The following is a 13,814-nucleotide window of genomic DNA, read 5'->3' as shown; positions in this document are numbered from 1 at the left end:
GCGTCGCAAGATAGATATGCTTTTGTTTGATGCACGTCGTTGTCCCGGAACCGCTGCTCTTCCGGGCGACATGCACTAGCCTCAGCTTTACAGGCGCCGCTGTCCCAAAAACGCCGCGCCTCGTAACAGGCTGAAGCTGCATCGCTTATGCCTACCACCGTGCGGCAGAGCAAGATTTTGTTCCGCTAAACTCGGCCATATGTGCGCAATTGCCATCGCCGGGCCATAAAGACTTGAAATGCCTCAGCCCTAAGTCGTAGTGACGGCTGGAAGGCGTGGTGACGACTGGCGGTTACACCCGTCAGGCGTTTATCGGAATGAAAGCAACCGGGGCAATATGCCATCACCTTTGATCCGGCGCGGAATATGGGCGATCGGCGTTGCCGTGCTCGTCATCGCGCTGGTCGTCGCCGCTCTGCCGCTGTTTGCCTCGACCCGGATCGTGCGCGATCGCATCGCCTGGGAGATGAGCGCGTGGAGCGGTTTCAGGGTCACCATCGCCGGTTCGCCGCGCATCGAGGTGTGGCCGAAGTTCCGCGCCATATTGAGCGACGTCACGCTGTCCCAGTGGACCGAGACCGACGCGCCGCCGGTGATCGAGGCCGAACGGGTCGAGGTCGACCTTTCGGCCATGGCGGCGCTGCAGGGCGATGTGGTGTTTTCGACGGCGCGGCTGGTGCGGCCGACGATCCGGGTCCAGCGCGCCGCAAACGGCATATTCCTGCCCGCCATACCAACGGGCGGACGCATCACCCGCTCCATCGACACGGCGCGCGGCGTGGTCAACGCCGATCCGACGAAGCCGGATCTGAGCAAGCTGCCCGCCGATCCGTTCGGCACCGTGGAATTCAGGGACGGCCGTATGGTCGCCTCCGTCGGCGGCAAGGACGTCGAATTGCTGACCAGCCTGTCCGGCCAGGCGAGCTGGGCAGCGATGAACAGCAACGCGACCTTGTCGGCGACCGGAATCTGGCGCGGCGAGAGCGTCACCGTCGATGCCGCCTCGCCCAAGCCGCTGGTGCTGTTTGCCGGCGGCGCCGCACCGGTCACGTTTTCGTTCAAGGCAGCGCCGGCCAGCTTCTCGTTCGACGGCACGGCCAGCATGTCGCAAAACGCCTATTTCGATGGCCAGGCGAAATTCGCCGCGCCCTCGCTGCGGCGCGTGCTGGAATGGTCGCAGGCCGGCATTGCCCCTGGTACGGCGATCGGTTCGGTCTCGATTTCGAGCAAGATCACGGCGACCGCCGGCCGCGTCAAATTCGAAAACACCGCGGTGACGCTCGACNTCGGTCTCGATTTCGAGCAAGATCACGGCGACCGCCGGCCGCGTCAAATTCGAAAACACCGCGGTGACGCTCGACAGCAACCCGGGAATGGGGGCCCTGGATTTTTCGTTCGGCGACGCCTTGCCGGTGATATCAGGCACACTCGCCTTCGATACGCTCGACCTCAGGTCGCTGTTTTCGGCCTTCACGCCGCTGGCGCCGACCGGCGAGACCGGTCCCGGCGAAATCGACACCAGCTTCGCCGACCGGATCAATCTCGATCTGAGGCTGTCAGCGGCACATGCCTCGGCCGGCGCAATCCAGCTTGCCGACGTCGCCGCTACGGCGCAGGTGAAGAACGGGCTTGCCGTCTTCGATATCTCCGATGCGTCGGCCTTTGGCGGCAACGTGCAAAGTAGCCTGCGTTTCGACCGCAAACCGGAGGGCTCGCAGGTCGAGATCCGGCTGCTCGCCTCCGACATTGACGGCGCCGCTTTCGGCACCGCGGCCGGAATGACGCGGCTGGTGCCGGCCAGCACCGGCACTGTCTCGGTCATTCTCAAAGGGCCGGGCAAATCCTGGGACTCGATCTTCGAGAACGCGGACGGCTCGGTCTCTGCGACGTTCGGGCCGGGCGCGCTGAGCGGGCTCAATTTGCCGGCATTTCTGAAGCACACGGAACAGGGCGGCTTCTTCGCGCTCGACGACGTCTCGGACGGGACACTGCCGATGGACGGCGCCGAGCTCAAGGCCACCATCTCGAAGGGTGTGGCAAGGCTGGACAAGGCCGAGGCCAATTCGGCGAAATACAAGGTCTGGCTGTCCGGCATCGCCTCTTACGGCGGACGCGGGCTGGCGCTTTCGGGGGGTGTCACCCAGGCCGACCCGGCAGCGGCACCGGTCAATGGCCAGCAGGGATCCAACCAGTCGTCATTCTTCGTCGGCGGCACCTGGAGCACGCCGTTCATCTCGCCGATCAGCCGCGGCGTCTCAGGCGAATAGGCGGTCCCTTACCGGAACCGCCCTATCCCTCGTTTGACGCAATCAACCGCGCTGCGCGGCCTGTTCGTCGAGCTGGCGCTGCACCTCACGCCGCTTGTTGGCGACCGAAGCGATGATGACGCCTACCGCCACGACGGCGATCAGGATGGTGCAGGCGGCGTTGATTTCCGGCGTCACGCCGAGCCGCACCTGGCTGTAGATCTTCATCGGCAGCGTGGTGGCGCCAGGCCCGGAGGTGAAGGAGGCGATGACCAGATCGTCAAGCGACAGGGTGAAGGCCAGCATCCAGCCGGAGACGATGGCCGGCATGATGACCGGCAGCGTGATCTGAAAGAAGGTCTTTACCGGCGTTGCGCCGAGGTCCAAGGCAGCTTCTTCCAGCGAACGATCGAACGACACCAGGCGCGACTGCACGACGACGGCCACGAAGCACATGGTCAAGGTGATGTGAGCAAGCGTCACGGTCAGGAAGCCACGGTCGAGACCGACGGCAACGAACAGCAGCAGCAGCGACAGGCCGGTGATGACTTCCGGCATGACCAGCGGCGCAAACACCATGCCGGAAAACAGGATGCGGCCGCGGAAGCGGGTGTAGCGGGTCAAGGTCAGTGCCGCCAGCGTGCCGAGCACGGTTGCCACAGTGGCGGAGATGACACCCACACGCGCGGTCACCCAGGTGGCGTCCATCAGCCCCTGATTGTGGAACAGCGAGGCATACCATTTGGTCGAGAAGCCGCCCCAGACGGTGACCAGCTTCGACTCGTTGAAGGAGAAGACGATGAGCAGCACGATCGGCAGATAGAGAAAGGCAAAGCCCAGCACGACCGAGGTGACGTTGAAGCGGCTCCAGGTGGCGTTCATTTGTCCTGCTCCTGGGCGCGTGCCTGGGCCTGCTGGAAGAGCATGATCGGCACGATCAGGAGCAGCAGCAGGATGACGGCGACGGCCGACGACACCGGCCAGTCACGGTTGGCGAAGAATTCATTCCACAAGGTCTTGCCGATCATCAGCGTCTGCGAGCCGCCGAGCAGATCGGGAATGACGAACTCGCCAACCGCTGGAATGAACACCAGCAGGCAGCCGGCGATGACCCCGGGCAGCGACAGCGGGAAGGTGATCTTCCAGAAGGCTGATGTCGGCGGGCAGCCGAGATCCTTTGCCGCCTCGATCAGCGAATAATCCATCTTTTCCAGCGAGGAATAGAGCGGCAGCACCATGAATGGCAGGTAGGAATAGACGATGCCGATGAAGATCGCCGTGTAAGTGTTGAGGATGATCAGTGGCTGATTGATGATGTGCAGCGACAACAGCAGCTGATTGAGCAGACCCTCGGGCTTGAGGATGCCGATCCAGGCATAGACGCGGATCAGGAACGACGTCCAGAACGGCAGGATCACCAGCATCAGCAAGGTCGGACGGATCGTCGCCGGCGCGCGGGCCATGCCGTAGGCGATCGGGAAGCCGACGAGCAAGGTCAGGATCGTCGAGACTGCAGCGATGATAACGCTGGTCACGTAGGCTTTGAAGTAGAGCGCGTCCTGCGTTAGCCAGACATAATTGTCGAAGCTGAGTTCGCGGAAGCGGACAAAGAACCCGGACATGCCGTCCCTGAAATCGAGCGCCGGCGTGTAGGGCGGCATGGCGATCGCCGACTGCGACAGCGAAATCTTGAAGACGATGATGAACGGGATGAAGAAGAAGAACAGCAGCCAGAGATAAGGCACGATGATGACGAGCCGGCTGACGAAGCCGGCGCCGAGCCGTGTCAGAAACGGTTTGGCCGCTGTCGATGGGCCGGTGCCGGTGATGGCGATGTTGGACATGGCCGCCCCCTACCGTGTCAGCACGACGCCGGCATCCGGCCGGAAGGAGACCCAGGCGCGGTCGTTCCAGGTCAGCGGGTCCTCGGTGACTCGCGCCGCGTTGAGCGCGCTTGCCCTGATGATCTGGCCGTCATCCAGCCGGATGTGGTAGACGGTCATGTCGCCGAGATAGGCAACGTCGTAGACCTCGCCCTCAAGCGCATTGACTGCGTCGGCCGGTTTCTTCGACGACACCTTGATCTTCTCCGGCCTGATGGCGAAGACGATGTCGGAACCGGCCTTTGTATCGGTGCTGTTTTCGACGACGATCTGGGCCCCTGTCGCGCCGGTAATGCGCGTGGTGTTTGCCGCACGCTCGGCGACCTTGCCTTCGAACATGTTCACATTGCCGACGAAGTGGGCAACGAAGCGTGAGCTCGGCGCCTCATAGACTTCCGCCGGCGTCGCCACCTGCATCACCTCGCCCTTGTCGATGATGGCGATGCGGTCGGCCATGGTCATCGCCTCTTCCTGGTCGTGGGTGACGACGACGAAGGTAAGGCCGAGATTTTGCTGCAGGTCCATCAGCTCGAACTGCGTTTCCTCGCGCAGCTTCTTGTCGAGCGCGCCGAGCGGCTCATCGAGCAGCAAGACTTTTGGCCGCTTGGCAACCGAGCGGGCGAGCGCGACGCGCTGGCGCTGGCCGCCCGACAATTGGTGCGGCTTGCGCTTGGCGAACTGCTCTAGCTTCACCAGCTTCAGCATCTCGGCGACGCGCTTTTCGATATCCGGTCCCGGCATGCCTTCCTGCTTGAGGCCGAAGGCAATGTTCTTTTCCACGCTCATATGCGGGAACAGCGCATAGGACTGGAACATCATGTTGACCGGGCGGCGGTAGGGCGGGATGCCGCGCAAGTCCTGGCCGTCGAGAAGGATACGGCCGGCGGTGGGCTCCTCGAAGCCGGCAAGCATCCGCAGCAACGTCGACTTTCCGCAGCCCGACGCGCCGAGCAGGGCGAAGAACTCGCGCTCGAAAATGGTCAGCGACAGATTGTTGACGGCGGTGAAGTCACCGAACTTCTTGGTGACGTTCTCGAATTGGATATATGGCTTGGCGTTCGGGTCGTTCCATGGCGCGAAATCCCTGCGGATGCTGCCAAGCGATTTCATGTCCCACTCCGTCCTATTTTTTTGCTTCTTGCCCCAGAGAAGAATGGTCCCGGCAGGTGGCTGCCGGGACCATGTTGCATTGCTTACTGGCCGGTGACGATCTTGGTCCAGCTGCGCGTGATCAGGCGCTGGGTCTTGGGATCGTAGGGCTGGACCGTATAGAGCTTTTTCAAGGTCTCGGCGTCCGGATAGACCGCCGGATCATCCAGCAGCGCCTTGTCGACGAACTGCTGCGAAGCCTTGTTGCCGTTGGCATACAGCACATAGTTGGACGACTTGGCGATCACTTCCGGCTTCATCATGTAGTTGAGAAATTCGAGTGCCTCGGCGGCATGCGGCGCATCGGCGGGAATCGCCATCTGGTCGAACCACATCTGGGCGCCTTCCTTGGGCACGGAATAGCCGATCTCGACGCCTTGCTTGGCCTCGACCCCGCGGTTGCGTGCCTGGAAGACGTCACCCGACCAGCCGACCGCCAGGCAGATGTCGCCGTTGGCGAGCGCGTTGATGTATTCGGACGAATGGAATTTGCGGATATACGGCCGCACCTTCAGCAACGTCTCCTCGGCCTTTGCGATGTCGTCAGGTGAGGTGCTGTTCGGATCGAGGCCGAGATATTTGAGCGCCGCTGGGATGATGTCGGCCGGCGAGTCCAGCACATAGACGCCGCAATCCTTCAGCTTGGCCAGGCTGTCGGGATTGAAGAAAATATCCCAGCTGTCGATCTTGTCGGTGCCGAGTGCAGCCTGCACCTTCTTGATGTTGTAGCCGATGCCGACCGTGCCCCACATGTAGTTGATCGAATATTCGTTGCCCGGATCGTATTTGGCGGTGCGCTCCGAAACCGTGTCCCACATGTTGGAAATGTTGGGCAGCTTCGACTTGTCGAGCTTCTGGAACACGCCGGCCTGGATCTGGCGGGCCAGGAAGTTGCCGCTGGGCACGACGACGTCATAGCCGCTGCCGCCGGCAAGCAGCTTGGTTTCGAGGATTTCATTGGAATCGAAGGTGTCGTAGACGACCTTGATGCTGGTCTCCTTAGTGAAGTCGTCGATGATCGAACTGTCGATGTAATCCGACCAGTTGAAGACGTTGACGACGCGATCCTCGGCATGGCCGCCAACGGCGAAAAGCGTCAGAAATGCCGAGGTTGCCGAAAGCCAGAGCGCTTTGCGGATCATGCTGTTCTCCTTTGATGAGTGTTCCTTCGCCAAGTCGTCGCTGTTCGAGCGCGATTGGGCATTTGCTTCAGAGTATTGAGCTTTCCGGGCAGCCACAAGCATGAACTGCCAGCGCCGTCCGGGCGGTTCGACGAGCGGCAGATGATGGCTCTGTGTGCCCGCATGGCGGGCGCGCTGACGCCGTCAGAGGCTTTCGCCGCGGCGCTGGCAGGGATACGACGCTGTGGTCCGGTCTTGGTCCGACCGGCGGGGACACTTGGCAAGATAAGCCTGTCTTGTTGTTGCCGTGCCCCAGCCTGCCCGTGCCGCAGCAAGGTTGTCAATGGCCCGCGCGGGGAAGCTCGGTCAATAGGGCGTGCGGCTTCGCTAATTGGGGAAAGACGGGCGTAATTAGGGAAGACGGGCTCAACCAAGGGAAAGGCGGGTCAATTAGGGGATGGCAGGCCAGTGGTCCCCGGCCGTGCAGGCCTCGCCTGGCGCTTGAATTCAAGCGCGATATGGACGAGCAGCGCGGCGACCACCACCGCGCCGCCGATGATGGTGCGCACCGAGGGCACCTCGCCATGAACGAGCCAGACCCAGATCGGTCCGAGGATCGGCTCGAACGTGCCGAGGAGTGCTGCGATCGCCGCCGGAACCAGCCTCGCGCCGGTGGCGAAGAAGGCAAGGCCCAGGCCGAGATTGATGACGCCGAAGGCAAACAGGAAAGCCATGTCGTGGGTCGACGTGGCAAACTGCGTGGCTTGCGATGCGGCGAAAGCCGCTGCCAGCATCGTGCCGAGGCACGTCGCCGGCGTCATGCGCACATGGGCGAAGCGCCGGGTGATGACGGTGGCGATCGAGAACATGACGGCGATCAGCAGCGACAGCCCGTCGCCGATGGGCGATACGGCGCCGTCGAGCGATTCCGACACCATGATGGCGACGCCGGCGATGACGGCGGCGATCGCCACCCAGGTCGCGACGGCGACGCGTTCGCGAAACAGCACCCAGGCAAGCAATGCCGCCAGCAGCGGCACACCGGCCTGCATCAACAGGATATTGGCAACGGTGGTGTAGGCGAGCGCGACAACGAAGCACGTCGACGCCGTGGCGAAACAGACGGCCACGGCAAGGCCGGGCAGGCCCATGTCGCGAAACAGCCGCAACATGCCGCGCCAGCCGTCGCGCCAGGCCATGAAGCAAATCAGGAACACAGCCGCCCACAGCGAGCGCCAGAACACCACCGTCCAACTGTCAGCGGTGTCGATGAAGCGGGCGATGGTGCCGCCAAAGCTCCACATCAGCGCCGACAGGAACACCAGCAGCAAGCCGACCCGCTCTTCGCGCGGCGAGACGATCGGCGGTGCGGCGATTGGAGAAGATGCGGTATCGGTCATGGGGTGCGACTGTCGGCTATCTCGGGGTGGCATGATGCACAATGGACGACAGAAACGTGCCGTATTCGCCTAGCGCATAGGCTACCGCCGGACGTGACCCAGCCCGGCATTCCCTTTGGCGCACCGCCAACCGGCAGCCATACGGGCAAACACCGCCGTTTCTAGGACATGCCCTTGTTGCCGCGGATAAAGCGCCAGAGACCGGCCAACGGTACCAGCAGCAGAATGCCGAACTTTTTCAGGGCGATGAGCGCGACTGCAATCAGGCCGGCCTTTGCCGCGAGTTTTCCGGCGATGAGGCCGCCAATGCCAACCGCGGCGACCGTGTCGGTGCCTGGCAGAAAATCGGTGTATTTCTTGCCGGTGTTGAAGTCCGCCACGCCCAGCACTTCGTCCAGGCTCTGCTTGATCTCCGGCAATTGTTCGACCGTAGCGATGTAGCTCATCACGAAGACGCCTTCCCGGCCGAGGAAACGGACGTCGTAATTGAGCGTGTGGACGGTATCGTCTCCGAACTGCAGTTCCTTGGCCCAGTGCAGCCGCTTGTGGACGAAATCATAGACCGGCGGCGAGGCCCAGCCGATCAGCTTGATCGGGGGAAAGCCGTCCTTCACCCGCTGATCGTTGGCCGACAATGTGTCCGCCTGCATGCTGCTCAGCAATTCGGTGTAGTCGATGGATGCGGCGTCGGCGTCATCGACATGGCCGATCTTTTCATAGCGCAATTCGATGCCCCAACCGTTGCCGGCGATGGGCTCGTACTTGGCCGGGAAGATCATGCCGATTGCTTCGGACGCGGTATCAGGCGGATTGCCCCAGGCCTCGGTCAGGACGGACGTCGCGTCCTTCTTGCCCAGAAAATAGAACTTGTCCTTGAGATCGAGATGGATGCCTTCGGGAAGGTCGACCGCGCCGGTCTTTGGATCGATTTTGTCCAGGAATGCCTTGCCGTCGTCACTATACTGTTGATAGTCCTTGAAGAATTCCGAGGATTTTTCTGCCAGAACAGGCCCCGCCAAAAGGGCAAGCGCCACGCCAAGCCATAAAGCTTTCCTGTTCATAAGCCGTCCCCCCTTGGCTGCCCTGCAGCTCACCTTCGATAGCGCAGCGCCGATGCTTAATCAATATTTGGTTCGGCGATGGTTCGGGCCGCGCTCTATTGCTTAGCGCAAACAGCTGCGGTCTTCCGCGACCTCCTGCCCGAGAAGCATCACTGGAAATCGAAGGCGCTCAGGCCCGTCGCCATCTCGTCCAGGCCCAGCGGACGGGTCACCGGCGGCTCGGCGCGGGCGAGGCAGCCGATGCGTTCGCACAGCCGGCAAGCGGGACCGACCGGCGTGGCGGCGCCCTGTCCGGCCTTTGCCAGCAGCCCGGCGCCATAGACGATCTCGTCGCGAAAGCCGATATCGCAGCCCAACAGCAGCGCGGTGCGGCGCGGACGCTCGGAGAACGAACCCTGCGGCCCTTCGAGCGTGCGTGCGATGCAGAGGAACTCGGCGCCGTCGGGCATTTCCACCGCCTCCACCAGGATTTGGCCAGGCGAAGCGAAAGCGGCATGGACCGGCAGTTTCGGGCAGCCGCCGCCAAAGCGGCTTTGCGGAAAGCCCTGGCCGCCGGCCTTGCGGAAGCGGTTGCCGGCATTGTCGACCTCGAGCATGAAGAACGGGACCCCGGACAAGCCAGGACGCTGCAGCATGGTCAGGCGGTTCGCCGCCTGTTCGAAGGAGACGCCGAAACGCGAGCGCAGCACATCGATATCGTAACGAGCCCGCACGGCGGCGGCATGAAAGGCCTGATAGGGCATCATCAAGGCATTGGCGGCGTAGCGGCCGAACTCGAAGCGGGCGAGCCGGCGGGCTTCGTCCGTACCGAGCTTCAGCGCCTGAATTTCGCCGGCGATCGCGACCGTCATGCGGATCAGGCAGGCCTCCATGGCGACTTCGCGCAACTGGTCGAACGGCGACAGCCGCTCCGATAGAAAAAGACGCTGCGAATGACGGTCATAACGGCGGCGCCAGTTCGGCATGGTGGCGACCGGCAGCACCTTGACGACGATGCCATACTCGCGCTTCAGCCACGCCTTCAGCGCGCCGAACAGATCGTCGCCGGGGTCGAGCACCGAGGTGAAGGCCTCGGCCTCTTCCTCCAGTGCTGCAAAATGGTTCGGCCGGCGCTCGAAAATCTCGTGCACTTCGTCGATCGGCAGCCGCGCACCGGACAGCGCCGTGGCGCGGCCCTCGCGCGCCAGAAGCTCGTTGAGATCGGACAGCCGCTCGGCCTGCTCGCGGTAAGCGCGAAACAGTTTTATCATCGCAGCCGATGCGTTGGGGGCTGCCTCGGCCAGTTCGATCAGTTCCTGGTCGCCCGGCAGCTCACCGGCAAGCAGCGGGTCGCCGAACACTTCCTTCAAGGCCGAGATCGACCCTCTCGCCTCACCCTGCAATTCATGCGGGTCGACCTTGTAGACAGAGGCCAGCTTCAGGATCAGTTGCACCGTCAGCGGCCGCTGGTTGCGCTCGATCAGGTTGAGATAGGACGGCGAGATGCCGAGCCCCTCGGCCATCGCCGTCTGGGTCAGGCCTCTGGCGATGCGGATGCGGCGGATGCGCGGCCCGGCGAATATCTTCTGGTCGGCCATCGGCTTTCCTTGACAGGAATTTACACGACTTGCGAGCGATGAACGGCGCACCATCTTTTACAATCATGACAGATTTACCGCGATAAGCAGTCAAACACAACACAGGTTTTCTCTTATTTTCTACCAGAAATAGCGGTTTTCCTCGCTCTCGTCGCGGCGCAGTGTAAATGATGTCACACACAGACGACGCACACTGTCCCAGGGCGCGGCGTTTCAAGACACTGACATCGATTGATCTGGAGTGACCAATGACTGATTTTTACAATCTTGTCCCATCCGCGCCCGAAGGCCGCTTCGACGGCATCGAACGAGCCTATTCGCCGGACGATGTGAAGCGGCTGCGCGGGTCGGTCCAGATACGCCAGAGTCTTGCCGAAATGGGCGCCAACCGGCTGTGGAAGCTCATCCACGAGGAAGACTTCGTCAATGCACTCGGCGCCATGTCGGGCAACCAGGCGATGCAGCAGGTGCGTGCCGGGCTGAAGGCAATCTATCTCTCGGGCTGGCAGGTCGCCGCCGACGCCAACACCGCGTCGGCCATGTATCCGGACCAGTCGCTCTATCCCGCCAATGCGGCGCCCGAACTGGTCAAGCGCATCAACCGCACGCTGCAGCGCGCCGATCAGATCGAGACCTCGGAAGGCAACGGCCTGTCGGTCGAAACCTGGTTCGCGCCGATCGTCGCCGATGCCGAGGCCGGCTTCGGCGGACCGCTCAACGCCTTCGAGATCATGAAGGCGTTCATCGAGGCGGGCGCTGCCGGCGTCCACTATGAGGACCAGCTGGCCTCTGAGAAGAAGTGCGGCCATCTCGGCGGCAAAGTGCTGATCCCGACCGCCGCGCATATCCGCAACCTCAACGCGGCGCGTCTGGCGGCCGACGTGATGGGCACGCCGACGCTAGTCGTGGCACGCACCGATGCGGAAGCGGCAAAGCTTCTGACCTCCGACATTGACGAGCGCGACCAGCCTTTCGTCGACTACGATGCCGGCCGCACGGTTGAAGGCTTCTACCAGGTCAGGAACGGCATCGAACCGTGCATCGCGCGCGCCATTGCCTATGCGCCGCATGCCGACCTGATCTGGTGCGAAACATCCAAGCCCGATCTGGCGCAGGCCAAGAAATTCGCCGAAGGCGTGCGCAGGCATCATCCGGGCAAGCTGCTCGCCTATAATTGCTCGCCGTCGTTCAACTGGAAGAAGAACCTCGACGACGCGACGATCGCCAAGTTCCAGCGCGAGCTCGGCGCCATGGGCTACAAGTTCCAGTTCATCACATTGGCCGGGTTCCACCAGCTCAATTTCGGCATGTTCGAGCTGGCCCGCGGCTACAAGGCGCGGCAGATGGCCGCCTATTCCGAGCTGCAGGAAGCCGAGTTCGCGGCCGAAGTCCACGGCTACACCGCGACCAAGCACCAGCGCGAGGTCGGCACCGGTTATTTCGACGCCGTGTCGATGGCGATCAGCGGCGGCCAGTCCTCGACCACCGCCATGCATGAATCGACCGAGCACGCGCAGTTCAAACCGGCGGCGGAATAACAGAAAACAACCAGAGGAAACGCCCAACAGGGCAAAGGGACATAGGAGAAGAAAAATGGCATCGATAAGCCGCGTCAAGGAACGTGCAGAAGAGCAGTCGACCACGATGAGCGTCGACCAGCAGGCGACGATCCGCATGCTGGCCAACGACCTGCACAGGCTCAATCAATCGGTGATGAAGGCAGTCGAGGCCGGCGTCTCGGTGGAACTGGTGCGCTCGGCCCGGCATCATGGCGGCGACGGCAATTGGGGCGACCTGCTGATCCCGGTGATCGTCACGCAGAAGAGTCACGGCTGATCTTCCCTTACGGAAGCTTTGTGCTTGTGGAACCTATGGGCCCCGCCGCTCACTGGCCGATTTCAACGTCACCCGCGAGTTTTCAGCGCGGGTGACTTTCGCTTTTGAGCGTGAACTTAACTACAGTTCGAAAACAGAACTTGTCTCCGGGGTTTAATATTTCCGGCTATATTTCGCAGGTCCGTCATTTCAGCTTGACATGGCGGGCGATCTCACGCCAATTGGCTCTCGGATTTCAACCCTGCATTGAAGCAGCGCCGAGTGCCCGCCCCGCCCATGTGCCCTGTGAACCGCGAGACCGACACCGCCAAACATCTGAATTCGTCAAGCAGGGACGCGAACTCCGAGATATCAACGGATTTCTCCCACGTGCTGGTCGTTGGAAAATCGCCGATCAACCGGGTGGTGGTGTCGAAGATCGTCGAGAAGTCCGGACTGAAGCCGATCTCCGAGTCGCCCGAGATGGCGGCCAAGACATTGCGAACCCTCATTCCGGGCGCCGTCGTTCNGATCTCCGAGTCGCCCGAGATGGCGGCCAAGACATTGCGAACCCTCATTCCGGGCGCCGTCGTTCTCGATGGCGGCCCCGACAACGAGGACTGCCGCGCGCTGATGGCGGCCATCGACGCCTTGCGGCGGACATCTGGGCGGTCGCTCCCCAAGGTGATCCTGCTTTCAACCAAGACCGGCACGCCCGACAGCCTGGGTCTGTCGAGCGTGGTCGATGTGGTGGTAACCAAGCCGATCACCACCGAAAGGCTGCAGCCGGTGGTCGACCGGCTGATCAGTCTCGGGCGCGGCTGATCGCAATCCGCCCGAACGCGTGTGGGGCGGTCAGCCTTCCTTGCCGATGCTCTCGATCAAAGCCGGCAGTTCGCCAAGATCGACAAGCTGACGAAAACGCGGTGCCTCGACCGGCGGCTCGACGTGTTCGAGCACCCAGGTCAGCTCGTGCGGCACATACACACCCCAGCTGCCGGCCTCGATGGCCGGCACCACGTCCGACTTGAGCGAATTGCCGACCATCATGCTGGTCTGCGGGCTGCCGTGACGGCCAAAGATCCTGGCATAGGTGGCGGCGCTCTTGTCGCTGACGATCTCGACGGCATCGAACAGGTCGCCAAGGCCGGACGCCGCCAGCTTGCGCTCCTGGTCGAACAGATCGCCCTTGGTGATCAGCACCAGATGGTAGGCGCCGGCGAGCTTTTCGACTGTCTCGCGCGCATGCGGCAGCGCCTCGACAGGATGGCCGAGCATGTCGCGGCCGGCGGCAAGGATTTCGGCGATCGTCGAGGCCGGCACACGGCCCTCGGTCACTTCTATCGCCGTTTCGATCATCGACAAGGTAAAGCCCTTGATGCCGAAGCCGTAGACGGCAAGGTTGCGCTTCTCGGCCTCCAGCAGCCGTGCCGAAATGTGCTCGGCCTCGCCATGGTCGGCGAGCAGGGTTGCAAAATGCTTCTCGGTCAGGCGGAAGAACTGTTCGTTCTGCCATAGGGTATCGTCGGCGTCGAAGCCGATAGTGGTCAGGGGCATGGTCG

The 13,814-nt window shown here is 62.5% G+C and carries 11 protein-coding genes and 1 pseudogene; 4 read left to right on the top strand and 8 right to left on the bottom strand.

Annotated elements, in window-relative coordinates; all coding sequences use genetic code 11:
• The first annotated feature begins 337 nt into the window (after positions 1-337).
• A pseudogene (locus X730_RS1000000169200) lies at positions 338-2,267 on the top strand (AsmA family protein).
• Between the two features lie 42 nt (positions 2,268-2,309).
• On the opposite strand, the gene X730_RS156880 reads toward X730_RS1000000169200, so the two are convergent.
• From X730_RS156880 to X730_RS156905, 7 genes are all read right to left on the bottom strand, one after another.
• A complete protein-coding gene (locus X730_RS156880) occupies positions 2,310-3,128 on the bottom strand; it encodes an ABC transporter permease subunit (protein WP_023669326.1) in 819 nt (272 codons plus the stop codon).
• Positions 3,125-4,090, bottom strand: coding sequence for an ABC transporter permease subunit (locus X730_RS156885; RefSeq protein WP_031196135.1), 966 nt, complete (start codon positions 4,088-4,090; stop codon positions 3,125-3,127). The genes X730_RS156880 and X730_RS156885 overlap by 4 nt, the downstream gene beginning before the upstream one ends.
• Positions 4,091-4,099: 9 nt before the next feature.
• Entirely contained in the window at positions 4,100-5,239 is a 1,140-nt protein-coding gene (locus X730_RS156890; protein WP_023697298.1) for an ABC transporter ATP-binding protein, read from the bottom strand.
• An 83-nt stretch (positions 5,240-5,322) separates the two neighbouring features.
• The gene (locus X730_RS156895) at positions 5,323-6,420 is read right to left on the bottom strand and encodes a polyamine ABC transporter substrate-binding protein (protein WP_023825874.1); all 1,098 of its coding nucleotides are present in this window, start codon (positions 6,418-6,420) and stop codon (positions 5,323-5,325) included.
• A 425-nt stretch (positions 6,421-6,845) separates the two neighbouring features.
• Positions 6,846-7,799 (bottom strand): DMT family transporter, encoded by a 954-nt coding sequence (locus X730_RS156900; RefSeq protein ID WP_023729069.1) that lies wholly within the window; start codon positions 7,797-7,799, stop codon positions 6,846-6,848.
• A 161-nt stretch (positions 7,800-7,960) separates the two neighbouring features.
• Positions 7,961-8,860: a DUF2167 domain-containing protein gene (locus X730_RS0133380; protein ID WP_031244436.1), complete on the bottom strand. Its 900-nt coding sequence runs from the start codon at positions 8,858-8,860 to the stop codon at positions 7,961-7,963.
• 149 nt (positions 8,861-9,009) lie between these two features.
• Positions 9,010-10,437: a short-chain fatty acyl-CoA regulator family protein gene (locus X730_RS156905; RefSeq protein WP_023753888.1), complete on the bottom strand. Its 1,428-nt coding sequence runs from the start codon at positions 10,435-10,437 to the stop codon at positions 9,010-9,012.
• Positions 10,438-10,685: 248 nt separating this feature from the next.
• Here X730_RS156905 and aceA point away from each other — a divergent pair, with 248 nt between their 5' ends.
• The 3 genes from aceA to X730_RS156920 all read left to right on the top strand — a co-directional run bounded on the left by aceA (position 10,686) and on the right by X730_RS156920 (position 13,077).
• Positions 10,686-11,975 carry an isocitrate lyase gene (gene aceA / locus X730_RS156910; RefSeq protein ID WP_023701808.1) on the top strand — a complete coding sequence of 430 codons (1,290 nt, stop codon included), beginning with the start codon at positions 10,686-10,688 and terminating at the stop codon, positions 11,973-11,975.
• A gap of 55 nt (positions 11,976-12,030) precedes the next feature.
• Positions 12,031-12,273, top strand: coding sequence for a hypothetical protein (locus tag X730_RS156915; protein ID WP_023669318.1), 243 nt, complete (start codon positions 12,031-12,033; stop codon positions 12,271-12,273).
• A gap of 276 nt (positions 12,274-12,549) precedes the next feature.
• Positions 12,550-13,077, top strand: a complete 528-nt coding sequence (locus X730_RS156920; protein ID WP_023825873.1) for a response regulator — start codon at positions 12,550-12,552, stop codon at positions 13,075-13,077.
• Between the two features lie 30 nt (positions 13,078-13,107).
• Here X730_RS156920 and X730_RS156925 read toward each other — a convergent pair whose 3' ends face one another.
• Complete coding sequence (locus X730_RS156925) at positions 13,108-13,809, bottom strand: HAD family hydrolase (protein WP_031196692.1); 702 nt, start codon at positions 13,807-13,809, stop codon at positions 13,108-13,110.
• Positions 13,810-13,814 lie beyond the last annotated feature (5 nt).

It is taken from the genome of Mesorhizobium sp. L103C131B0, assembly GCF_000502275.1.
Lineage (GTDB): Bacteria > Pseudomonadota > Alphaproteobacteria > Rhizobiales > Rhizobiaceae > Mesorhizobium.
Note: the sequence above shows the minus strand (reverse complement) of the source record. Positions and strands in the feature narration are given on the sequence as shown.